This is a genomic window from Pseudomonas sp. IT-P2, from assembly GCF_949767575.1.
GTDB lineage: Bacteria > Pseudomonadota > Gammaproteobacteria > Pseudomonadales > Pseudomonadaceae > Aquipseudomonas > Aquipseudomonas pharyngis.
On the sequence record NZ_CATKQA010000044.1, the window covers coordinates 35,726 to 57,913 of the forward strand.

20 protein-coding genes are annotated in these 22,188 nt (G+C 64.0%); 7 read left to right on the plus strand and 13 right to left on the minus strand.

Annotated features, from left to right (window positions below; genetic code table 11):
* Positions 1–60: 60 nt before the first annotated feature.
* The 13 genes from mdcH to pilG all read right to left on the minus strand — a co-directional run bounded on the left by mdcH (position 61) and on the right by pilG (position 16,027).
* On the minus strand, positions 61–981 hold the full coding sequence (mdcH, locus tag ACM6JM_RS19485; RefSeq protein ID WP_414882369.1) for a malonate decarboxylase subunit epsilon: 921 nt from the start codon (positions 979–981) through the stop codon (positions 61–63).
* Entirely contained in the window at positions 978–1,598 is a 621-nt protein-coding gene (locus tag ACM6JM_RS19490; protein WP_414882370.1) for a malonate decarboxylase holo-ACP synthase, read from the minus strand. The genes mdcH and ACM6JM_RS19490 overlap by 4 nt, the downstream gene beginning before the upstream one ends.
* The gene (gene mdcE / locus ACM6JM_RS19495) at positions 1,592–2,377 is read right to left on the minus strand and encodes a biotin-independent malonate decarboxylase subunit gamma (protein ID WP_414882371.1); all 786 of its coding nucleotides are present in this window, start codon (positions 2,375–2,377) and stop codon (positions 1,592–1,594) included. The genes ACM6JM_RS19490 and mdcE overlap by 7 nt, the downstream gene beginning before the upstream one ends.
* On the minus strand, positions 2,374–3,225 hold the full coding sequence (locus ACM6JM_RS19500) for a biotin-independent malonate decarboxylase subunit beta (protein ID WP_414882372.1): 852 nt from the start codon (positions 3,223–3,225) through the stop codon (positions 2,374–2,376). The genes mdcE and ACM6JM_RS19500 overlap by 4 nt, the downstream gene beginning before the upstream one ends.
* A complete protein-coding gene (locus tag ACM6JM_RS19505; RefSeq protein ID WP_039767948.1) occupies positions 3,218–3,517 on the minus strand; it encodes a malonate decarboxylase subunit delta in 300 nt (99 codons plus the stop codon). The genes ACM6JM_RS19500 and ACM6JM_RS19505 overlap by 8 nt, the downstream gene beginning before the upstream one ends.
* Positions 3,517–4,389: a triphosphoribosyl-dephospho-CoA synthase gene (locus ACM6JM_RS19510; protein ID WP_074690174.1), complete on the minus strand. Its 873-nt coding sequence runs from the start codon at positions 4,387–4,389 to the stop codon at positions 3,517–3,519. The genes ACM6JM_RS19505 and ACM6JM_RS19510 overlap by 1 nt, the downstream gene beginning before the upstream one ends.
* Complete coding sequence (mdcA, locus tag ACM6JM_RS19515) at positions 4,389–6,059, minus strand: malonate decarboxylase subunit alpha (RefSeq protein WP_134334149.1); 1,671 nt, start codon at positions 6,057–6,059, stop codon at positions 4,389–4,391. Before mdcA ends, ACM6JM_RS19510 begins: the two co-directional genes overlap by 1 nt.
* 99 nt (positions 6,060–6,158) lie before the next feature.
* A complete protein-coding gene (locus tag ACM6JM_RS19520) occupies positions 6,159–6,629 on the minus strand; it encodes a chemotaxis protein CheW (RefSeq protein WP_414882373.1) in 471 nt (156 codons plus the stop codon).
* Positions 6,622–12,537: an Hpt domain-containing protein gene (locus tag ACM6JM_RS19525; RefSeq protein ID WP_414882374.1), complete on the minus strand. Its 5,916-nt coding sequence runs from the start codon at positions 12,535–12,537 to the stop codon at positions 6,622–6,624. Before ACM6JM_RS19525 ends, ACM6JM_RS19520 begins: the two co-directional genes overlap by 8 nt.
* 35 nt (positions 12,538–12,572) lie before the next feature.
* On the minus strand, positions 12,573–14,633 hold the full coding sequence (locus ACM6JM_RS19530) for a methyl-accepting chemotaxis protein (RefSeq protein WP_414882375.1): 2,061 nt from the start codon (positions 14,631–14,633) through the stop codon (positions 12,573–12,575).
* 13 nt (positions 14,634–14,646) lie between these two features.
* Positions 14,647–15,186, minus strand: coding sequence for a chemotaxis protein CheW (locus ACM6JM_RS19535; protein WP_039767942.1), 540 nt, complete (start codon positions 15,184–15,186; stop codon positions 14,647–14,649).
* Positions 15,187–15,196: 10 nt separating this feature from the next.
* Positions 15,197–15,562 carry a twitching motility response regulator PilH gene (gene pilH / locus ACM6JM_RS19540; protein WP_011336365.1) on the minus strand — a complete coding sequence of 122 codons (366 nt, stop codon included), beginning with the start codon at positions 15,560–15,562 and terminating at the stop codon, positions 15,197–15,199.
* 60 nt (positions 15,563–15,622) lie between these two features.
* Positions 15,623–16,027 carry a twitching motility response regulator PilG gene (gene pilG, locus ACM6JM_RS19545; protein WP_007953330.1) on the minus strand — a complete coding sequence of 135 codons (405 nt, stop codon included), beginning with the start codon at positions 16,025–16,027 and terminating at the stop codon, positions 15,623–15,625.
* Between the two features lie 224 nt (positions 16,028–16,251).
* Between pilG and gshB the strand changes: the two genes are divergently transcribed.
* The 7 genes from gshB (at position 16,252) to ACM6JM_RS19580 (ending at position 22,183) form a co-directional block, all read left to right on the plus strand.
* On the plus strand, positions 16,252–17,223 hold the full coding sequence (gene gshB / locus ACM6JM_RS19550; protein ID WP_039767940.1) for a glutathione synthase: 972 nt from the start codon (positions 16,252–16,254) through the stop codon (positions 17,221–17,223).
* Positions 17,224–17,329: 106 nt separating this feature from the next.
* Entirely contained in the window at positions 17,330–18,229 is a 900-nt protein-coding gene (locus tag ACM6JM_RS19555; protein ID WP_039767939.1) for an energy transducer TonB, read from the plus strand.
* Positions 18,230–18,288: 59 nt separating this feature from the next.
* Positions 18,289–18,861 (plus strand): YqgE/AlgH family protein, encoded by a 573-nt coding sequence (locus ACM6JM_RS19560; RefSeq protein WP_039767938.1) that lies wholly within the window; start codon positions 18,289–18,291, stop codon positions 18,859–18,861.
* Positions 18,861–19,298, plus strand: a complete 438-nt coding sequence (ruvX, locus tag ACM6JM_RS19565; protein WP_007953334.1) for a Holliday junction resolvase RuvX — start codon at positions 18,861–18,863, stop codon at positions 19,296–19,298. Before ACM6JM_RS19560 ends, ruvX begins: the two co-directional genes overlap by 1 nt.
* Positions 19,299–19,379: 81 nt before the next feature.
* Positions 19,380–19,883, plus strand: coding sequence for a bifunctional pyr operon transcriptional regulator/uracil phosphoribosyltransferase PyrR (gene pyrR, locus ACM6JM_RS19570; protein WP_039767937.1), 504 nt, complete (start codon positions 19,380–19,382; stop codon positions 19,881–19,883).
* A gap of 27 nt (positions 19,884–19,910) precedes the next feature.
* The gene (locus ACM6JM_RS19575) at positions 19,911–20,915 is read left to right on the plus strand and encodes an aspartate carbamoyltransferase catalytic subunit (protein ID WP_007913665.1); all 1,005 of its coding nucleotides are present in this window, start codon (positions 19,911–19,913) and stop codon (positions 20,913–20,915) included.
* Complete coding sequence (locus tag ACM6JM_RS19580) at positions 20,912–22,183, plus strand: dihydroorotase (protein ID WP_085611974.1); 1,272 nt, start codon at positions 20,912–20,914, stop codon at positions 22,181–22,183. Before ACM6JM_RS19575 ends, ACM6JM_RS19580 begins: the two co-directional genes overlap by 4 nt.
* Positions 22,184–22,188: the final 5 nt, after the last annotated feature.

Genomic DNA, 22,188 nt, shown 5'->3' on the forward strand with positions numbered 1-22,188 from the left:
GTAGTCCTCAAAGTGCATCGTCGAATTGTTTTTGTTGTTCGAAGCCTGAGTCGCGGCGGTCTAGAGTCGGCGGCTACCCTCCTCACGCAACAGCGCCTGCAAGGTGTCGAGGCGGGCACTGTCGAAGGCAGCGACAGTCCCCTGTTCGAACACCCGGCGCGCCAGCCCGGTCAGCACCGCTCCAGGCGGCAGTTCGATCTGTAGACGTACGCCGCGCTCGTAGGCGCTTTGCACGGTGCCGCGCCAGTCCACCACGCGGCACATGTTGAAGGCGAGGTCGTCGCGCAGCGCTTCTACCTGGGTCACAGGCCTTGCGCGACTGCCGCTCAGGTAAGCGATTTTCGGTGTTTGCATTTCTACCCTGATGAACGCTTCGGCGAGGGTTTGCGCAGGCTCATCCAGCAACGGGCAGTGCGACGGCACGCTGACCGCCAGACGTTTTGCCAGACCGGCGCCACGACTGCGCGCCAGCTCGGCGACCGCTTGCATCGCCTTGTCGCTGCCGGCAATCACCACCTGGTTATCGGCATTGATGTTGGCCAGGTACACCGGTGTTTCTGCGCCGTGCACCTGAGCCAGCAAATCTTCGACTGTGGATAATTGCAGACCGATGATCGCGGTCATGCCGAAGCCCTGTGGATAAGCCTGCTGCATCAACTCGCCGCGCAGGCTGACCAGATGCAGCGCATCGCTGAAGCTCAAGGCTCCGGCGACCACCGCTGCCGGGTAGGCACCGATGGACAGGCCGGCGACGTAATCTGTGGTGAGTCCGTCCTGCAACAACTGACGCGAGGCTGCAACGCCGGCGATCAGCAAGCAGAGCTGAACCGCCCGGGTGCTGCGCAGCGCTTCACTGGAATCCAGCCGCAAGACATCCTCACCGAGCTCGTCGCTGGCCTCGATCAGCGTTTCCCGAGGCAAACGCTGGAGCATGCCGGGCTGCTGCGCGCCCTGGCCGGGAAACACCAGCAGGCTGCTCACGCTGCCTGCTCCTGCGGGTTCCACGGATCAGACACCAGACAGGCTTCATGGGCGTTTTTCAAAAGCACCCGCGAAGCATTTCCGGCCCATTCGCGCAGGGCGACGGCACCGAACGGCGTCTGCAATTGCAGGTCGACCCGGCAGATCGCCTGATCGAAATGCGCCACCAGTTTGCGCGCCTGGTTACGGGTGATGAGTTGCGGTGTCCGCAGGATCAGGTCGAGATCGCTGGCCTCATGCATGGCCGCAAACCCGCTCGCCAGTTCAAACCCGACACTGCCACTGACGCCCCAGATCCATCCGCAATCTTCGAGCACCGGCCGCAGTTGCCGCAGCGCCTGCATGACCGGCAGATCACGCGCGCTCTCGACCTGACAAAGCGCTTCCGGGCTGACCCGGCAAGCAATCGAATCGACAGACATAAACGCCGCCAGCCGCTGCTCGCGAAACCGACCGCGCACGCCCACCGCCACGCATCCGTCTTCACTCAACGCCCGCCGCACCACCACCGGTTGCCCGGCAGCCAGCGAATCAATCGCCCACTGCGGCGCATCCGCCGGCAACTGCGCCGGCGTCATGCCCCACAGCAAGTCGTGGGCGAGAACGCTGTTCACCACTGCGCCCTCAGCAGTTCACGTACGCGGCTGGAGGCTTCGCGGTTTTTCGCGCCGAGACGATTGCTCAAATCAGTCGCACCAACATCTTCGATGGCTTGCTTCAGGCATTCGCCGACCCGCGCCAGATCCTCCGCCGTCGGCTGTTCGATCTGCTGCACCGACAAGGTTTCCCAAAGCAATCCGAGGCTGGCGTAGCTGTCGATATCATAGGCCATCGGCGGCACGCTGGACGCCAGAGCTTCCAGTTCTTCGACGCTGCGCAACGTCACCCGCGCCGCCGACGCCTTGCCCATCGCATGCACCATCACCCCCGGATCACGCAGGGCGATCAAGCGATTGGCCTGATATCCGTGAGCGAGAAACGCCCCGGACATGGCCTTGCCCACCAGCAGCGCAATCACCGGATGCCCGACCAGCCGCGCGCGGGCATAAGCGTCTGCCGCACCGGCCAAAGCCTGATGAATGCCGAGGGCTTCTTCGCGGCGACCGTAGGCCTGGCTCGGCACATCGACGATGGCGATCAAGGGCCGTTTTTGCGATTTGTCCTGGTCGGCGGTGATCGCGTCATCCACCGCCTTGGCCAGACCCCAGCCTTCGAGCAAACCGACTTCGCCGTTGCGAGCGCGAGGAAAACGGTTTTGCGGATCGGCGACCACCGCGATAAAGCGCCCGAGTGGCCCGTCAGCGACCTTCAGCGAGGGCGGTAAACCTTCAACGGCATTCGCACCCGCGCTCAAGGCGTTGAACCAGTTCAAACCGCGCACGGAATAACCACTCATGAGCGCTCTCCTTGATACAGATCGCGAACCACCGAGGGCTCGATTTGCTTGTCAGTGTCCAGACTCGTCAGGCGTTGCAGGAACCACTCGGCCCGTTGACTGCGCGGTTGCGCCGGCAAGCCTTGTTGCAGCAACTCGCCGACCTGCTGGCGAATCTGCGCCACGTCATCGGCGACATAGCGATCCACCAGACCACTGGCGAAACGTTGCTCGCCACCGGTCAGGCTCCAGATGAAGGGCCGGTCGCGGGAGTCGTATTCCTCGATCCCGGCTTCCTGCTCGATCACCTGCGGGCCGTTCAGGCCTAGGCGTGCTTCCTGAGTCACCAGCAAGTAGCTGCACAGCGCAGCGGCAATCGACATCCCGCCAAAGCATCCGACGCTGCCGGCCACTACGCCGACCACCGGTTGGTATTGCTGCAGATCGACAATCGCCGCGTGGATGTCGGCAATCGCCGCCAAGCCAAGGTTGGCTTCCTGCAGGCGCACGCCGCCGGTTTCCAGCAGCAGGATGGCGCGGGTCGGAATGCCTTTGCGGTTGTCTTCGGCGGCCAGCTCCAGCGCGCCGGCGATTTTTGCGCCGCCGACTTCACCGAGGCTGCCGCCCTGAAACGCGCCTTCAATCGCCGCGATCACCACCGGCAAACCGTCGAGGCTGCCCTTGGCGATCACCACGCCGTCATCGGCCTGCGGCACCACGCCCTGGCGTTCCAGCCATGGCGACATGACGCGCTGAAACGGGTCGAGCAGTTCGCGGAAAGTGCCGGCGTCGAGCAAGGCGTTTGCCCGCTGCCGTGCGCCGAGTTCGACGAACGAATGTTTGTGTAGAAGCGCTGAGGTGTCAGTCATGGCCGATCTCCTCGAAGCCTTGTTCCAGCCGCAGGCGCACCACGCCCGGGGTCGCACCGAAGTCGTGGATATCAATGGCCATCGCCGGTGGTGTGGTGCCGTCGAACATCCGTGCGAACAGATGCTGCCAGCGCTGCTCGGCACCGTTGACCGAAGTCTGCACGTTGATCGTCAGCTTGCCGGCCAGGCCCGGTTCGATCAGCACTTCCAGATCGCCCGAACCGACACAACCGACCAGCGCCCGACCGCGTGGCGGCTGCCCGGCGGGGAATTCAAAGGATAAGGTTTCCATCAAAACGCTCCCTGAAGGATGCCGTCGCGCTCGATTCGATCGAGCAGCAGGCTGGCGGCGAGCAAGTCGGCGGCGCCACCGGGCGAGGCATTCAATGCGATGAGTTGTTGATCCAGTTCGTGCAGGCGGCGGCGACCGGTGAGGCTGGCGCTGCCACCGGCGTCGAGCACTGTCTGGGCGCCGTGTTGCATGGCGTGCAGGCCCGGTTCGCCAGCGCGATAGAGGACGCAGGTGTCGACGAGGTCGGTCATGATTGCGAGCAAGGCGTCGAGCCGGGCGTTCTGTTCGCCATGGCCGGCGGCGCGGCTGCGTTTGAGCTGCGGCAGGCCGCGTTGCACTACCGACGGGAAACCAAGTTGTGCTTCTTCGCGGGCACCGCGAGCGCCGTAGCGTTGGGCGACTTGGGCGCCATGACTCAGCGGACGCGGCGCATAACGGTCATCGAGCAATGCCAGACGCGCAGCGCGCAGAGTCACGGCGCTGGCGCTGGTGGATTTCGTGTCCAGCGCAGCAGCCGTGACCAGCAGGCCCAGCGCCCAGATCGCCCCGCGATGGGTGTTCACGCCATTGGTGGTGGCGAGCATCGCTTGCTCGCCTTCCCGGCCGATGCGGCCAATGGCTTCGCGCAGGGGAAAGCCGATCTCGCCGAACTCAAGTGCCGCTTCGGCCATTTCCTTGAACGCCGGCCACAGCGCCAATGCCGAGGCATGCATCAATCCCAGGTGCAGATCGGTGTGGGCACCGTTGCCGCGACGGTCGACCAGCGCCGGTTTCGGCGACAGGTCGGCTTCGTCGATCAGCGCGTCCACGGCCAGGTCCGCCAGCCGTTCCGCGAGGGTGATGGTTTTGGGTTGCAGGTTGAGTGCGTGCATTACCAACTCCTGAACTTGGCGGGCGGGTTGTAGAGGCCGCCGGACCACTCGACCAGATCGGCCACGCTTTTCGCCGCCAGCAATTCGCGGGTGGCGTCGGTGCGACGGATGCCGAGGTCTTCGGGCAAGGCAATCAGGCCTTCGCGGCGCATGCGTTCGGTGTCTTTCGGGTTATGGCGCAGGCCGATGGCGGTGACGCCGGCGACCGCAGCGATCATCGCCTGACGCTCTTCCAGCGAGCGCGCCTTGTACAGGTAGGCGATGCCTTCTTCGGTCAGCAGGTGGGTGACGTCGTCGCCGTAGATCATGATCGGCGCCAGCGGCATGCCGCTTTTTTTCGCGACCTCCACCGCATCGAGGGTTTCGACGAAGGTCGGTTTGCCGCCCTCCTGGAAGGTCTCGACCATCTGCACCACGAGTTTCTTGCCGCGTTCGAGCATCGGTTGCTGCGAATCATCGTGGCGCATATCAAGCCACGCCGGGGTGCCGTGACGACGGCCGCGCGGGTCGTGGCCCATGTTCGGCGCGCCACCAAAACCGGCGAGACGACCACGGGTGACGGTGGAGGAATGACCATCGCCATCGACTTGCAGGGTCGCGCCGATGAACAGGTCCACCGCGTACTGCCCGGCCAGTTGGCAGAACATCCGGTTGGAACGCAGCGAGCCGTCGCGACCGGTGAAGAACACGTCGGGGCGAGCGGCGATGTAGTTTTCCATGCCCAGTTCGGTGCCGAAGCAATGCACGCTTTCGACCCAGCCGCTTTCAATCGCCGGGATCAGCGTCGGGTGCGGGTTGAGCGTCCAGTTGCGACAGATCTTGCCCTTGAGGCCGAGGGATTCGCCGTAGGTCGGCAGGATCAGTTCGATGGCCGCGGTGTTGAAACCGATGCCGTGGTTCAGCGACTGCACGTTGTGTTTTTCGTAGATCCCGCGGATCGCCATCATCGCCATCAGCACGTGCACAGGCTTGATGTGCCGAGGGTCGCGGGTGAACAGCGGTTCGATGTAGAACGGCTTGTCCGCCACCACCACGAAATCGACCCACGATGCGGGGATGTCCACACGAGGCAGTTCGCTGACGTCGTCCACCAGTTGATTGACCTGGACGATGACGATGCCGTCGCTGAAGGCTGCCGGTTCGATCAGCGCCGGAGTGTCTTCGGTGCTTGGGCCGGTGTAGATGTTGCCGGCACGGTCGGCCATGAACCCGGCCGAGAGCACGACATTGGGAATCAGGTCCACCACCAGCCGGGCGTAGAGTTCGATGTAGGTGTGGATCGCGCCGATTTCCAGCAGACCGTCTTCAAGCAACTGGCTGATGCGCAGGCTCTGGGTGCCGGCGAAGGAGAAATCCAGCTTGCGGGCGATACCGCGCTCGAACAGGTCCAGATGCTCGGAGCGACCGACACTGGGCATGATCATGTGCAGGTCGTGGAGCTTTTCAGGATCGGCCTTGGCCAGAGAGCGCGAGAGGAAATCCGCCTGCTTCTGGTTGTTGCCCTCCAGCACCACACGGTCGCCGGGCAGGATCAGCGCTTCGAGTGCCGCGACGATCCTGTCGGTGGGCAACACCGCACCGTCGGCCAGCCCGCGCACCTTGTCGAGGCGCCGCTGCTTCTCGTCACGCCGCCGCGTCCAGCGCGAGTCGGGGGAATTGGTTGTTGTCATGCTCACTCCACGGGGTTCGCTGTCGTGGAGCTACCTTAGGAGTGTCGAGTGGGGGCATCAATCAAGCGCGGTGATGAATCATTACGGTCAGCGTAACGATCAGTCGACAAGCCCCGCATCTACCAACAACGTCTCCAGCGCCAACAAATCCGGCACCTTCGCCACCTGCTCCCCCACCTGCACCGCCGCCTGCTCCAGCGCACACAACGGCACGTCGACATAACTCAACTGACTGTCGAGCTTGTACGAGCGCGGAATCCCCTGCACCAGCAGCGCGATGAACTTCAATTCCGGCCGCCCGCCGAGGGCGTTGAGGATGACGATCCGTGCCCGTTCGCCGATGACGATCCTGTTGCCGCACGCCGACTCGAAACTCAGCAGCGGAATCTGCCGCTCACGCCAGGTCACCCGACCGAGATACCACGGCGGTGTGTCGAGATCGAAGGCGCTGGACTGGTAGTCGATCAGCTCGGCGACGGCGACGTTGGGCAGGATCAGGTTGCGATCCGCCAGCGGCAGCAGCAGCCCGGTGAGCTGGCTGGCGCGTTGATTGTGCTGGCGTTCATGCATGTTTTTTGCTCCACAGGGCGATGCTTTCGAGCAGCACCGATTCCTGGTACGGCTTGCCGAGGTAGTCGTTGACGCCGATGGCCATCGCGCGGTCGCGGTGTTTCTGCCCGGTGCGCGAGGTGATCATGATGATCGGCAGATGTTGCAGGCGTTCGTCGTGGCGCACCTGGGTCGCCACTTCGAAGCCATCCATGCGCGGCATTTCGATGTCGAGCAGCATCAGGTCCGGCATGTGTTCTTCCAGCAGCAGCATGGCATCGACCCCGTCCTTGGCGGTCAGCACGTTCATGCCATGACGTTCGAGCAGGCGGCTGGTGACCTTGCGCACCGTGACCGAATCGTCGACCACCATCACCAGCAACGGCTTGTGCGGTTCGCTCTCGATTTCATGGCCGGCCGGACGCTGCGGCAACCGCGCCTGCATCGCGCGGATCGGCGCCAGCAGGTCGAGAATCAGCACCACCCGACCATCGCCGAGAATCGTCGCCCCGGACACGCTCTGCACCGATGCGAACTGCGGGCCGAGGCTCTTGACCACGATCTCGCGGGTGCCGGCCATCGTGTCGACCTGCACGGCGATGTGCCGGTCGCCGCACTGTACCAGCAACACCGGCACCGGCAGGCTCTGGCCGGACAGCTTCGGCCGTGGCGCGGTTTTCAGTAGCTCGCCCAGGTAGCACAGCTCATAACGCTGGCCGCCGTACTGATAAGTCGGCGGATCGAGGCGGAAATGCCCGTCCAGTTCATTCGGCAGCACGCGGACGATGCCGTCGATGGTGTTCAGCGGAATCGCGTATTGATCCTCGCCACACTGCACCATCAGCGCACGGTTGACCGATACGGTGAACGGCAGGCGAATGCGAAAATGCACGCCCTGCCCCGGCACCGAATCGATGCTCATGCTGCCGCCCAATTGCCGGACTTCTTCGTGCACCACGTCCATGCCCACGCCGCGCCCGGAAATCTGGGTGATTTTCTCGGCCGTGGAAAAGCCTGGCTGGAGGATGAACTGCAACACTTCGCGGTCGCTGATGTCGGCGTCCGGCGCCAGCAGACCGCGCTTGATCGCCTTGCGCCGCACGGCATCCAGCGGCACACCGGCGCCATCGTCGCGGATGTCGAACACGATGTCGCCGCCCTCGCGGGACAGGTCGAGGCTGATCTGCCCTTGCGCCGGTTTGCCCGCCGCCAGTCGGACGTCGGCGGACTCCAGACCATGGTCGACGGCATTGCGCAGCATGTGTTCCAGCGGCGCCGCCATGCGTTCGAGGACATTGCGGTCCATCTCGCCTTCGGCGTTGCCGACGCTGAACGCCACGTCCTTGCCCAACTCTTCGGCGACCTGTCGGACGATGCGTTTCAGACGCGGCAACATGCGCTCGAACGGCACCATGCGCGTGCGCATCAGGCCTTCCTGCAACTCGGTGTTGATCCGGCCCTGCTGCTGCAACAGGTTCTCGGCGTCGTGGGTGCGCCGGTCGAGGGTTTCCTTCAAATCCAGCAAGTCGGAAGCGGATTCGAACAGCGCCCGAGACAGCTGCTGCAACTGCGAATGGCGGTCCATTTCCAGCGGGTCGAAATCTTCGTAGCCGAGGCGTTCGGCGTCCACTTGCTGGCGGCTGAGGATCCGTCCCTGGGTTTCGGTGTCGAGCCGGCGCAACTGGTCGCGCATACGCTCGATGGTGGTTTCCATCTCGTGCAGGGCGGTCTGCGCATCGTTGACTTGCTGCTCGATGCGCCCACGGAAAATCGAGGTTTCGCCAGCGAGGTTGACCAGTTCATCCAGCAGTTCGGCGGAGACCTTGACCATGTCCGCCCCGGTCTCGGGCGCCGGGGCCGCAGGCTCGGCCTTGACCGCAACCGGCGGCACGGGCGCCGGGGTTTGCACCGGCACGGGATGGCTGAAATTCTGGATCGCGCTGATCAGGCGGTCCGCCGGCGGACACGGCTGACCGGCGCGCACCCCGTCGAGCATCTGCGCCAAGCGGTCATGGCCACGCTGCAACAGCGCGAACAGTTCGGCGCTGCCCTGCAGGGTGCCGGCAGACAGGCTTTCGTAAAGGTTTTCCAACTCATGAGCAAGGTCGCCGATCGGGCCGATTTCCACCATCCGCGCGCCGCCCTTGAGGGTGTGCAGATCGCGCAGCAGGGTTTCCACTTCCTGGCGATTGCCGGGTTCGGCCTGCCAGCGCAGCAACGCGGCGCCGGAGTTTTCGATGATGTCGAAACCTTCCTCGAGGAAGATCTCCAGCAGCTCCGGATCGTGTCCGGGGCCATCCTGTGTGGCGGAAACGGTCGGCGTCTCAGGACTGGCGCTCGGGCCCTGGCGAAAGCGGCGGATCGCCTCGATCAGGTCCTGCGCCGGATCCAGCGGCTGGTGCCGGTGCAACTGTTCGAGGAACAGCGCCAGGCGCTCGTGGCTCTGGCGCAGCAATCGATCCAGAGCTTCGCTGTGGCTGTACCGACGATCCACCAGCCCTTGGTAAAGGCCTTCCAGTTCATGGGCCAGATCACCGACGGCCGCCACCTCGGCCATCCGCGCGCCGCCCTTGAGCGTGTGCAGATCCCGTTGCAGCGACGACAGCGGTGCGCCGTTTTCCGGATCCTTCAGCCAGCGCTGCAAGGCTTGGCCGGCGCTGTCGAGAATGTCCACCGCTTCTTCGAGGAAGATCTCGACGATCTCGTCGTCCGCCCCGCTGTCGATGCTGTGTTGCTGCAGTTCGGCGGTGGCGCTGCCCAGTTCACGGATGCTCAGGGTGCGGCTGCCGTCGCTGCGGATCAGACCCATGGACGACGGATCGAGGCTCTCGTCGAGCAACTCGTGCAAGGCGCGGATGCGCTGCGGTTGCGGGGTAATTTCCTGGCCGGCGGCCAGTTCGTCGAGCATGTTGATCAGCGCTTCATGAGCCTGCTGCGCCTCATGGAAAAACCGCTCGCTGACCGCCAGGCTGCTTTCTTCGACAGCGCCGTAAAGATCGAGCAAGGCTTCACACAGCACATCCACCGGCAGCAGATCCGCCAGGTGCGCGCCCTCGCCCAGGGTGGTCAGCTCATCCAGCAGCGCGCTGAGTTCCTGACGTTCGCCGGGGTGCTGCTGCCAGCGCTGCAAGAGGCTTTCGGCGTCGAGCAGGATGTCCATGCCCTGGGCCAGAAAGTTGTTGATCAGTTGCGGATCGCGTTTGACCCGCAAGGCGCTGCTGGGGGCGCTGAGGATCGACTCCAGGCGCTCGCCGAGCAGGGTTTCGGTACGTTTGATCAGCGACTGCGCGCCGACAATCGGCGCCAGCGGATCGTGTTTGAGCTGACGCAGACCGACGCGAAACAGGCCCTCGGCTTCGAGCAGCAGTTCCACTTCGTCGAGGTCCAGCGCCAGCTGATGGGCCTTGAATTCCCGGGCGAGCTTGTCGAGCGGTGCCGCCAGTTCGGCAATCGGTGACACCCCCGCCATCGAGGCGCTGCCCTTGAGGGTGTGCAGCGCGCGCTGCAACTCGTCGCTGGCCTGCAACGGCACATGCTCGGCAGCCTGATCGAGAAAACGATTGAGGCTGGCGAGGTGGGTTTCGGCTTCGTTGCGGAAGATCTCCAGCAACAGCGGATCGAGGGCCGCGACATCTTCCACATCTTCGGCCGGCAGCGGCGTGTCGCCCTTGGCCAGCGCGTGGGCGCGGGCCGCCAGTTGATCGACATCGTGGCGTTGGCGCTGGCCGTTGGTGGCGAATTCGCCGATCAGGTCCGGCAACAGCAGCAGCGTGTCGGCCAGCAACTGGCGCACCGCCGGGCCGGGTTCGACGCTGTGTTCCAGCACGCGGTTGAGCAGGTTTTCCACTGCCCAGGCCAGCTCGCCGAGGACCAGCGCGCGCACCATCCGGCCGCTGCCCTTGAGGGTGTGGAAGGCGCGGCGCAGTTCACTCAGGGCGGCGCGGTCATCGGGCGCGGCAGACCAGCGCGGCAGGTATTCGCTCAGCACCTCGAGCACTTCCCCGGTCTCTTCGAGGAACACTTCGCGCAGCTCGTCGTCCACCGGTTCTTCATCGGCCGGTGGCGGCAGCAGGCTGCCCGGCGTGGTCAGCGCCGGCGGGTTGACCGCCGACACCGGGCTGGCCAGCACTTCCGCCAACGACTGCACGATCTGCGGGTCGTCCAGCTCCTGCAAATCCTGCATCACCAGCGCTTCGCTGGGGCTGAGCACATCATCGAGCACAGGCACATGCGGCTCGCCGGGCTGTTCGTCAGGAAAGAAACCGAGACTGGCGAGGCTTTTCTGCGCGATATCCAGCAAGTGCTCGCTGGGTGCCTGCGGGTCGTCGCTCAGGCGCTCGAGGTAGTACTCGAGGCTGGTGATGGCGTCGGCGAGGCTGTCGAGTTGCTGCCACCCCGGCTCGTGCGGGTCGAGCAACAGGTGCTCGCGGATAAATCCGTTGCAGGCTTCGAGCAGGCTGGCCGCCCGCGCCAGCGGAATCATCGCCAGCGCGCCGCGCACCTGGGTCAGCAGCGCCGGCAGGCTTTGCAGTTGCTGGCGATCCCAGTCGGCGTCGATGTAGTCGACGATCATGTCCTTGGCCTGTTGCAGACAGATGCGCGCTTCCTTGATCACGATCTGATGAATCTGCGTCAGGTCGGTGGTCGGCAGCCGCGAGTCATCCGGGCTCTCCGGCTCCACCGTACCGACCATCCCGGCCAGCGTCGCCTCGACGTAGAGCAAGGCGCCGGCGACGTCCATCAGCGTGGCGTCGTTCGGTTCGCGCTGACCCTGGGCGAGACTGAGCACCACCGCCAGTTGATCGATGATCACCTTGCGCGGCTGGCCGAAACCGAGCACCGCCAGGGTGTCGGCGATCTGCCGCAGCGGCGCCAGCAGGCTGTCCAGGTCCGAGGCGTGCTGGCGGTCGCTGCGCACGAACAGGTCGAGGCGTTCCTTGACCCGCACCAGCTCTTCGCACAGCGCCGCGAGCACCGAGCGCATGGCATCGCGGTCGGGGCCGGCCAGACGCGCGCGTTCTTCGTCGACCATCGCGCTGTCGGGCAGCGCGTCGTCCAGGGAGTAGCGATCTTTCATGGTCAGCATCTGCCCGGTGGGATGTTCGGCTTTGGCGATATAAAACAGCAGGCTTTTCAGCAGTTCAGGCGGTGGCGGCTGGTTGAGGCCGGGCATGCCCTGTTCGAGCAGGCGCTTGAGTTCCTTGTCGGCGTCCTTGAACAGGCTGCGCAGGGCCGGACTGTTGGCGATCCGCCCCTCACGCATGCCCTCGACCAGCGCCGACGCGACCTGCCACAACGGGCTCAGCGGCGAGTTACCGCTCAACGCTTCGAGGCGGGTGAAGACCTTGGCCAGATAACCGAGGTGCGTCTGGTCATCCTGTTCGCGGAGCAATCCGACCAGCGCCATTTGCAGCATCTGGCGCAATTTGCGCAGCACATTCGGCAGTTCTGCCGGTTCAAGCAGGGCCAGCGCTTGCGGACTCAGGGGTGACAGCTCGGGCAACTGCGGGCTGAACAGGCTGGTTTCCGACAACAGGCTTTCGCCCCGGGCGCTGCGCAAGTCGTTGATCAGCGGCAGCACCACCAGCGGCAGGTCACGGCGGGCGCCCTGCACCCGGTCGAGGTAGGTCGGCAATTGACCCAGCGCCTGCAACAGCAAGTGCAGCGCTTCGTCGCGGTGGCTGACGCGGTCGTTCTGCAACGCTTCGACCAGGTGTTCCATTTCTTCGGCGAGCAATGCCGCGCCGTAGAACTCGACCATCTGCAGGCTGCCGTGTACCTGATGGATGCAGGCCAGGCATTCGTCCAGCCCGGGCACGGACTGCGGATCGTCGAGCACGGCTTCGATGGCCTGATGCGCCTGCCTCAGCGTCTCGGCGATTTCACCCTTGACCCATTCGAGGGCCACGTAATCGTGCCGGTCACCCATAACCACTCCGCTCGACATTGCCTCGCCCGCAGGCCTCACGCCTTGTCCGCGACGGGCGCTGGCGCCGCCGGCAAGGTGAACCCGGACACCGAGCGGCGCAACTGGCTGGCCATTTTCGCCAGGTTGCCGATGCTCTCGGCGGTGGCCGTGGAGCCGGACGAGGTCTGCGAGGTGATCTGCTGGATCACGTTCATCGTCAGGGAAATCTGCCCGGCCGAAGACGTTTGCTGCTGCGCCGCGTTGGAAATGCTCTGGATCAGCGCCGCGAGGGTCTTGGACACGCCTTCGATTTCTTCCAGGGCCACACCGGCATCCTGCGCCAGCCGCGCGCCGCGCACCACTTCGGTGGTGGTCTGTTCCATGGAAATCACGGCTTCGTTGGTGTCGGTCTGGATCGCTCGCACCAGCGTTTCGATCTGTCGGGTCGCGGCGGACGAGCGCTCGGCCAGCCGCTGCACTTCGTCGGCCACCACGGCAAAACCGCGCCCGGCATCACCGGCCATCGACGCCTGAATTGCCGCGTTGAGGGCGAGGATGTTGGTCTGGTCGGCAATGTCATCGATCAGGCTGACGATGTCGCCGATTTCCTGGGACGACTCGCCCAGGCGCTTGATGCGCTTGGCGGTGTCCTGAATCTGTTCGCGGATGTTGTCCATGCCGTGGATGGTGTTGTGCACCACTTCGTTGCCCTTGTTGGCGATCTCCACCGAACGCTCGGCCACCGCCGAGGATTCGGCGGCGTTGGCCGACACCTGATCGATGGATTGGGCCATGTCGCTGATCGCGGTCGAGGCTTCGGAAATCTGCTGGGCCTGATGCTCCGAGGCCTGGGCCAGGTGCATGGCGGTGGCCTGGGTTTCCTGCACCGCAGCGGCGACCTGGCCGGCGGTGAGGTTGATGGTGGCGACCAGATCGCGCAACTGGTCGACGGAATAGTTGATCGAGTCGGCGATGGTCCCGGTGAAGTCTTCGGTCACCGAGGCGGTTACGGTCAGGTCGCCGTCGGCTAGGTCTTCAATCTCGTCGAGCAGGCGCATGATCGCGTTCTGGTTGCGCTCGTTCTTTTCTGCGGTCTCGCGCAACTGACGGTTGGTTTCCCGGACCATGACCAGGCCGATCAGGATGATCGAGGCCAGCGCCAGCAGGCCCAGTACGTAGCCGCCGATGGTGTCGGTGTTGCGCCCGCCGGCAAGGTTTTCGAAACGGCTGGCCAGGTGCGAGGCTTCGTCGAGCAGGGTCTGCGACAGGCTGAAGATATTGGTGGCCGACTCACGGACCTTGAACAGCTCCGGCGAGGTTTCGAGGATTTCATCCACGGAACCCGAGACGAACTGGAACAGCTCGGAAATCTCGCTCAAGCGAGCGCGGGCATCGCGGTCTTCGACCTGGCTGACTTTCAGCGCCGGGTTGCCTTGCAACATGCCGTTGAGCACCTGGCCGAAGCGTGCGGCATCGCGACCGAACGCGTCGGCAGCCTGCTGGGAGTTTTCATCGCCCGAGAGTACGGTGTTCACCGCACCGAGAATCCGTTCGGCCAGCAGCGACTGACGCTGGGCCATCGCCACCTGCGCCGCCGGCGCGCCGCGTTGCAGGAGGATTTCCACGACCTTCTCGTATTCGATCTGCAACTGCGGCACGGTTTCGGCCAGAGTCGCGGCCACTTGATGCAGGGACAGCACGGTCTGCTCGCTGGAGAGAATCGCGTCGGTGTTTTTCAGCAGGCGTTCCCAGTCCAGCTGCACGGCGCGCATTTCCGGGCGCACGACGGATGGCGCCGGCGGCAGGCCGGTGCTCGGGTCGCCCTTCTTGAGGTAACCCCAGCGTTGGGCAAAATCGTTGCGCGCATCGCTGAGCAGCTTGAACGCGGCGGCTTTGCCGGCGGCGGCTTCGGTGGCGTTCTTGGCGATCCGCTGCGACAGCACCCGCAGCTCGCCGGCGTGGCCGATGTACTGCTTGTCGTAGTTGGCCTGGGTGTTGAGGTAAGCGAAGTTGGCGAACAGCAGCATGATGAACACGATCAGCGCGATGAACAGCACGATGATCTGCGAGCGGCTGCGCGAGCCTTCTGCGGGCTTGCCTGTTTTTGCTTTGATCATCGGTCCTCGCCTGTTAAACCGCGACGTGCATGAAACTCGGTGACTGCGCCAGCGCAAACAGGCTGAACACCCGCCAGTTCTGCTCGCGCCGGAAATAGCCCTTGATGAACTCGCCCTTGGAGCCTTGCCGCTTACTGATCGAGACGGATTCGAAACTGTCCTGCTCGAAGTGCTGCAGGCCGAAGACTTCATCGACCAGCAACCCGGCAAACACGTCCTGATGCTCTACCACCAATACCCGCCGCTGCTTGCGCATCGGTGACAGTTCATGGCCGAAAAAGCCGCACAGGTCCATGACCGGCAGCAGCCGTCCGCGCAGGTTGGCCACGCCCTTGACCCACGTTTTGACGCCCGGCAACTGCGTGACACGCAGTTCGGGCAGCACTTCGCTGACTTCGCCCATCGGCGTGACGTACCAGTGCTCGCCCAGACGAAAGCCGATGCCGCTCCAGCGATCCTGGCGCGCCGGTTGCGACGGCAGGTCCGCCGCCAGCAGGCGACAGCGCTGGTCGATCTGCCACAACAGTTCGAACGCGGTCAGCGACTCGCTCATGGCGGCGCGATCAACCGGCCAGCACGTTGTTCAGGGTCTTGATCAGCGTGTCTTCGTCGACCGGTTTGGTCAGGTAGTCCCTGGCGCCCTGGCGGGTGCCCCAGACCTTGTCGGTCTCCTGATCCTTGGTAGTAATGATGATCACCGGGATGTGGCTGGTTTCCGCATCCTTGGTCAGCTGACGGGTAGCCTGAAAGCCGTTGAGGCCGGGCATGACGATGTCCATCAGCACCGCGTCGGGTTTTTCCTGACGAGCCAGGGCCACGCCGTCGGCGCCGTTTTCGGCTTTCAGCACTTCGTGCCCGTGCTTTTCCAGCATGCCGGTGAGTTTGTACATTTCGGTCGGCGAATCATCGACGATCAGGATACGTGCCATGGTCTTCCCCATTTTTCTTGTCGACACCGGGCCCGCTGGCCGAGCGTCTCTGTGCGTGTCTTACTGCGGCAAAGCGGCAGCGAAGCCCGGAACATGGGCCGAAATCGCGTCGAGCAGTTCTTCCTTGCTGAAAGGCTTGGTCAAAAATTGATCGGAACCGACAATCCGCCCCTTGGCCTTGTCGAACAGCCCGTCCCGGGACGACAGCATGATCACCGGCGTGCCCTTGAACGCATTGTTGTTCTTGATTAAAGCGCAGGTCTGATAACCATCCAGACGCGGCATCATGATGTCGACAAAGATGATCCCGGGATGGTGGTCGGCGATCTTCGCCAGGGCGTCAAAACCGTCGATCGCGGTGATGACTTCGCACCCTGCATTTTTCAACAGGGTCTCGGCGGTGCGACGAATCGTTTTCGAGTCGTCGATCACCATGACCTTCAAGGCGCTGGACTGCTGTTCCATAAGGGGGCTCTACCGTCGCCTTTGCGAATCAATTTGTCCGTTTTGCGATGACTGATGGCTGGAAACCCTTGATGCTCAAGGGCCAGCGCGGCTGGGAGCCTTTTTAGCACAGTCTCCAGACGCAATCTATCGACGGGTTTTTCCTTGACCGAAAACCCGCCCGGCGCCACTCTGGCGGCACTTTTTTCATACCGATCCGGTAGCCAATTTTCGAGGAAAACCCAATGAGCGTTCGCGTCGGGATTGTCATGGACCCTATCGCCAGCATTTCCTATAAGAAGGATAGCTCGCTGGCCATGCTGCTGGCGGCGCAGAAGCGCGGCTGGGAACTGTTCTATATGGAACAGAAAGACCTTTATCAGGGTGAAGGCCAGGCACGGGCGCGGATGAAGCCGCTGAAAGTCTTCGCCAACCCGGAAAAATGGTTCGAACTGGGCGCCGAACAGGATTCGCTGCTCAGCGACCTGAACGTGATCCTGATGCGCAAGGATCCGCCGTTCGACATGGAGTTCGTCTACTCCACCTACCTGCTCGAACAGGCCGAGTCTGCCGGGGTGCTGGTGGTCAACAAGCCGCAGAGCCTGCGCGACTGCAATGAAAAACTGTTCGCCACGCTGTTCCCGCAGTGCACGCCGCCGACCGTGGTCAGCCGCCGCGCCGACGTGCTGCGTGAATTTGCCGCCAAACATGGCGACGTGATCCTCAAGCCGCTGGACGGCATGGGCGGCACCTCGATTTTCCGTCACCGTGCCGGCGACCCGAACCTGTCGGTGATCCTGGAAACCCTGACCGCCCTCGGCGCCCAGCAGATCATGGGCCAGGCCTACCTGCCGGCGATCAAGGACGGCGACAAGCGCATCCTGATGATCGACGGCGAGCCGGTGGATTACTGCCTGGCGCGGATTCCGGCCCAGGGCGAAACCCGTGGCAACCTCGCGGCCGGCGGTCGTGGCGAAGCCCGTCCGCTGACCGACAAGGATCGCTGGATCGCGGCCCAGGTCGGCCCGACCTTGCGCGAAAAAGGCCTGCTGTTCGTCGGCCTGGACGTGATCGGCGAGCACCTGACCGAAATCAACGTCACCAGCCCGACCTGCATCCGCGAAATCGACAATGCCTTCGGCACCGACATCGGCGGGATGCTGATGGATGCGATCGAAGGCAAGCTGCAAGCGTCGAGCCGCAAGCCGCAAGCTTAAAGCCAGTGGTGTGCAGCTTGTCGCTTGAGACTTCAAGCTTGCAGCTAAAAACCAACATTGCGTTATCATGCCGAGCCCGTAAAAACGCGATGTTGGTTTTTCTCGAATGACACTTCCGTCCGATCTGCCCGCTGAACTCGCCCATAAAGGCGTGCGCCCGGTCGATCGCCTCGGATTTACCCTGTTTCTCGCGGCGCTGATCCATCTGGCGCTGTTGCTCGGCGTGGGTTTCACCATGGTCGAGCCCAAGCAGATCAGCAAAACCCTGGAAATCACCCTCGCTACCTTCAAGAGCGAAAAGAAGCCGGCGAAGGCTGATTTCCTCGCCCAGGAAAACCAGGAAGGCAGCGGCACCCTCGACAAGAAGGCGATCCCCAAGACCACCGAGGTCGCGCCGTTCCAGGCAAACGAAGTCAAGAAAGTCACCCCGCCACCGGCCGCCAAGCCGGAGGTGCAGGAAGCCGCACCGAAAGCGGCGGTGACCACCGTCGCGCCGAAACCGAAAAAGGCGCCGACCAAGAAAGAAGAAGCCAGGACCGAGACCAAACCGACGGTCGATGCGCCGACTTTCGACAGCTCGCAGCTCTCCAGCGACATCGCCAGCCTCGAAGCCGAACTGGCCAACGAACAACAGCTGTACGCCAAGCGTCCGCGCATCCACCGCCTCAGCGCCGCGTCGACCATGCGCGACAAGGGCGCCTGGTACAAGGACGAGTGGCGCAAGAAGGTCGAGCGCATCGGCAACCTCAATTACCCCGACGAAGCCCGGCGCAAGCAGATCTACGGCAATCTGCGCCTGATGGTGTCGATCAACCGCGATGGCTCGCTGTACGAAGTGCTGGTGCTGGAGTCTTCCGGCCAGCCGCTGCTGGATCAGGCAGCACAGCGCATCGTGCGCCTGGCGGCACCGTTTGCACCGTTTACCGGGGACCTGTCGGACATCGACCGGCTGGAAATCATCCGCACCTGGAAATTCGCCCGGGGTGACCGGCTGTCCAGTAACTGAGTCGATCTTTTGCCCGCTCCAGCTTGTCAGTTCGCCCCCCGAACGCCACACTAGCGCACATGAAAAACGTCAGCCCCAGCTACCTCAAGCATCACTTCCTGATCGCCATGCCACACATGGCCGACCCGAACTTTGCCCACACCTTGACCTACATCGTCGAGCACACGGCCAATGGCGCCATGGGGCTGGTGGTCAACCGACCGCAAGAGCTGAATCTGGCCGACATCCTCGAACAACTGCGCCCGGACATCGATCCGCCAGCGCTGTGCCAGCATGTGCCGATCTTCATCGGCGGCCCGGTGCAGACCGATCGCGGTTTTGTCCTGCACCCGGCGGGCAAGACGTTCCAGGCCACCGTCGAGCTGGAGGGCGATCTGGCCCTGTCCACCTCGCAGGACGTGCTGTTCGCCATCGCCGACGGCGTAGGCCCGGCCAAAAGCGTGATCACCCTCGGTTATGCCGGCTGGGAAGCCGGGCAACTGGAGGCCGAGTTGGCCGACAATGCCTGGCTGACCTGCCCGTACGACGCCGACATCCTGTTCAACACCAGTAGTGAACTGCGCCTGGAAGCAGCGGCCAAGCACCTGGGGATCAACCTCAGCCTGCTGACCAGCCAGGCAGGACACGCCTGATGGCCCTGCGCCTGATCCTCGGCTTCGACTACGGCACCAAACAGATCGGCGTGGCGGTCGGCCAGGTGATTACCGGCCAGGCCCGCGAACTGTGCACCTTGAAGGCGCAAAACGGTGTGCCGGACTGGAATCAGGTCGAAGCCCTGATAAAGGAATGGAAACCCGACGCCGTGGTGGTCGGCCTGCCGCTGAACATGGACGGCACGCCCAGCGAAATGTGCGCCCGCGCCGAGAAATTCGCCCGCCGCCTCAATGGCCGCTTCAACCTGCCTTTCTATACCCACGATGAACGCCTGACGACCTTCGAAGCCAAGGGCGAGCGACTGGTACGCGGCGGACAGAAAGGCAGCTACCGCGACAACCCGGTGGACGCCATCGCCGCCGCCCTGCTGCTGCAAGGCTGGCTCGACGAAAACACCGCACTATTTGAATCCTGACAAGCGCTACGGCGCTTTTCTTTTGGTTACAACCCGAGCCCCGGTTCGCGAGAACCGGCTCGACCCCGAGAAGGAGCAACCATGAGCCTGCCCAATCCCGCCGATCTGATCAGCCAGATGGCGACCCGCCTCAAGGCGCACCTTGCCCAGCGTGATATCAGCGAACCGCGTTACATCGGCATCCGCACCGGCGGCGTCTGGGTCGCCCAGGCCCTGCTCAAAGAGCTGGGCAGCGATGCGCCATTGGGCACGCTGGATGTTTCCTTCTACCGCGACGACTTCAGCCAGAACGGCCTGCACCCGCAAGTGCGTCCGTCCGCCCTGCCCTTCGAAATCGAAGGCCAGCATCTGGTGCTGATCGACGACGTACTGATGAGCGGCCGGACCATCCGCGCCGCCATGAACGAACTGTTCGACTACGGCCGCCCGGCCAGCGTGACGCTGGTCTGCCTGCTGGACCTGGACGCCGGCGAATTGCCGATCCGCCCCAACGTGGTCGGCGCGACGCTGTCGCTGGCCGCCCACGAGCGGGTCAAGCTGTCCGGGCCGGAGCTGGCCCTCGAACTGCAAGACCTTGCCCTTTAATCCGCCCTATTGAGAGTCCCCCTCGCGATGACGCCTCTAGATACCAAGCGCCCGCTGCAGCTCAATGATCAGGGCCAGCTGCGCCACTTCCTCTCGCTCGACGGCCTGCGCCGCGAGTTGCTGACGGAAATCCTCGACACCGCCGACTCGTTCCTCGAAGTCGGTGCCCGGGCCGTGAAAAAGGTTCCGTTGTTGCGCGGCAAGACCGTGTGCAACGTGTTCTTCGAAAACTCGACCCGCACCCGCACCACCTTCGAACTCGCGGCCCAGCGGCTGTCGGCGGACGTGATCACCCTGAACGTGTCGACCTCGTCGGCCAGCAAGGGCGAAACCCTGCTCGACACCCTGCGCAACCTGGAAGCCATGGCCGCCGACATGTTCGTCGTGCGCCACGGTGACTCCGGCGCTGCGCACTTCATCGCCGAACATGTCTGCCCGCAAGTGGCGATCATCAACGGCGGCGACGGCCGGCACGCGCACCCGACCCAGGGCATGCTCGACATGCTGACCATCCGCCGCCACAAGGGCGGTTTCGAGAACCTCTCGGTGGCCATCGTCGGCGACATCCTGCACTCGCGGGTGGCGCGCTCGAACATGCTCGCCCTGAAGACTCTCGGCTGCCCGGACATCCGCGTGATCGCGCCGAAAACCCTGCTGCCGATCGGCATCGAGCAGTACGGCGTGAAGGTCTACACCGACATGACCGAAGGTCTGAAAGACGTCGACGTGGTGATCATGCTGCGTCTGCAGCGTGAGCGCATGACCGGCGGCCTGCTGCCGAGCGAAGGCGAGTTCTACCGCCTCTTCGGCCTGACCACCGCGCGCCTGGCCGGCGCCAAGCCCGATTGCATCGTCATGCACCCGGGGCCGATCAACCGCGGCGTGGAGATCGAGTCGGCGGTGGCCGACGGCCCGCACTCGGTGATCCTCAATCAAGTCACCTACGGCATCGCGATCCGTATGGCCGTGCTGTCCATGGCCATGAGCGGACAGACTGCCCAGCGCCAATTCGAGCAGGAGAACGCCCAGTGAAGCTCAGCATTCTCGGCGCCCGCGTCATCGATCCAAGCAGCGGCCTGGATCAAATCACCGATATTCACGTTGAAGCCTGCAAGATCGTCGCCCTCGGCGCTGCTCCGGCCGGTTTCACCGCCGTCGAAACCATCGACGCCACAGGCCTGGTGGCCGCTCCGGGGCTGGTCGACCTGAACGTCGCCCTGCGCGAGCCGGGCTACAGTCGCAAAGGCACCATCGCCAGCGAAACCCGCGCTGCGGCGGCCGGTGGCGTAACCAGCCTGTGCTGTCCGCCGAAAACCAAACCGGTGCTCGACACCTCCGCCGTGGCCGAACTGATCCTCGACCGCGCCCGCGAGGCCGGCAACACCAAGGTGTTCCCGATTGGCGCGTTGAGCAAAGGTCTGGATGGCGAACAGCTTGCAGAACTGGTTGCTCTGCGTGACGCCGGTTGTGTTGCGTTCGGCAACGGCCTCGAAAGCTTCCGCAACACCCGCACCCTGTGCCGGGCGCTGGATTACGCGGCGACCTTCGACCTGACGGTGATTTTCAACTCGCAGGATCACGACCTGGCCGACGGCGGGCTGGCCCACGAAGGCGCTACCGCCAGTTTCCTCGGTTTGCCGGGCATTCCGGAAACCGCTGAAACCGTGGCCCTGGCCCGTGATCTGCTGCTGGTCGAGCAGACCGGCGTGCGTGCGCACTTCAGCCAGCTGACCAGCGCTCGCGGCGTGGCCCTGATCGCTCAGGCCCAGGCTCGTGGCTTGAAAGTCACGGCGGATGTCGCCCTGTATCAGTTGATCCTGACGGACGAAGCGCTGATCGACTTCAGCAGCCTGTATCACGTGCAACCGCCGCTGCGCACCCGTGCGGATCGCGACGGTCTGCGCGAGGCGGTGAAGTCCGGCGTGGTTTCGGCCATTTCCAGCCATCACCAGCCCCATGAACGCGATGCCAAACTGGCACCGTTCGGCGCCACCGAACCGGGCATCAGCAGCGTCGAGCTGTTGCTGCCGCTGGCGATGACGCTGGTCGAGGATGGTCTGCTGGACCTGCCGACCCTGCTGGCCCGCCTGAGCGCCGGCCCGGCCGAGGCCCTGCGCCTGCCGGCGGGCAAACTGGCGGTGGGGGGTGCGGCGGATATCGTGCTGTTCGATCCGAAGGCCTCGACCGTTGCCGGCGAAACCTGGCTGTCGAAAGGCGAGAACTGCCCGTTCCTCGGCCATAGCCTGCCGGGTGTGGTGCGCTACACGCTGGTGGATGGCCGGATCAGTCACCAGGCGTAAAAAAA

Excerpts from the sequence above, each read along its gene's own strand:
- mdcE (WP_414882371.1), bottom strand. The coding sequence starts at position 2,377 with ATGAGTGGTTATTCCGTGCGCGGTTTGAACTGGTTCAACGCCTTGAGC.
- ACM6JM_RS19500 (WP_414882372.1), bottom strand. The coding sequence starts at position 3,225 with ATGACTGACACCTCAGCGCTTCTACACAAACATTCGTTCGTCGAACTC.
- ACM6JM_RS19505 (WP_039767948.1), bottom strand. The coding sequence starts at position 3,517 with ATGGAAACCTTATCCTTTGAATTCCCCGCCGGGCAGCCGCCACGCGGT.
- ACM6JM_RS19510 (WP_074690174.1), bottom strand. The coding sequence starts at position 4,389 with ATGCACGCACTCAACCTGCAACCCAAAACCATCACCCTCGCGGAACGG.
- mdcA (WP_134334149.1), bottom strand. The coding sequence starts at position 6,059 with ATGACAACAACCAATTCCCCCGACTCGCGCTGGACGCGGCGGCGTGAC.
- ACM6JM_RS19520 (WP_414882373.1), bottom strand. The coding sequence starts at position 6,629 with ATGCATGAACGCCAGCACAATCAACGCGCCAGCCAGCTCACCGGGCTG.
- ACM6JM_RS19525 (WP_414882374.1), bottom strand. The coding sequence starts at position 12,537 with ATGGGTGACCGGCACGATTACGTGGCCCTCGAATGGGTCAAGGGTGAA.
- ACM6JM_RS19530 (WP_414882375.1), bottom strand. The coding sequence starts at position 14,633 with ATGATCAAAGCAAAAACAGGCAAGCCCGCAGAAGGCTCGCGCAGCCGC.
- ACM6JM_RS19535 (WP_039767942.1), bottom strand. The coding sequence starts at position 15,186 with ATGAGCGAGTCGCTGACCGCGTTCGAACTGTTGTGGCAGATCGACCAG.
- pilH (WP_011336365.1), bottom strand. The coding sequence starts at position 15,562 with ATGGCACGTATCCTGATCGTCGATGATTCGCCGACCGAAATGTACAAA.
- pilG (WP_007953330.1), bottom strand. The coding sequence starts at position 16,027 with ATGGAACAGCAGTCCAGCGCCTTGAAGGTCATGGTGATCGACGACTCG.
- gshB (WP_039767940.1), top strand. The coding sequence starts at position 16,252 with ATGAGCGTTCGCGTCGGGATTGTCATGGACCCTATCGCCAGCATTTCC.
- ACM6JM_RS19555 (WP_039767939.1), top strand. The coding sequence starts at position 17,330 with ATGACACTTCCGTCCGATCTGCCCGCTGAACTCGCCCATAAAGGCGTG.
- ACM6JM_RS19560 (WP_039767938.1), top strand. The coding sequence starts at position 18,289 with ATGAAAAACGTCAGCCCCAGCTACCTCAAGCATCACTTCCTGATCGCC.
- ruvX (WP_007953334.1), top strand. The coding sequence starts at position 18,861 with ATGGCCCTGCGCCTGATCCTCGGCTTCGACTACGGCACCAAACAGATC.
- pyrR (WP_039767937.1), top strand. The coding sequence starts at position 19,380 with ATGAGCCTGCCCAATCCCGCCGATCTGATCAGCCAGATGGCGACCCGC.
- ACM6JM_RS19575 (WP_007913665.1), top strand. The coding sequence starts at position 19,911 with ATGACGCCTCTAGATACCAAGCGCCCGCTGCAGCTCAATGATCAGGGC.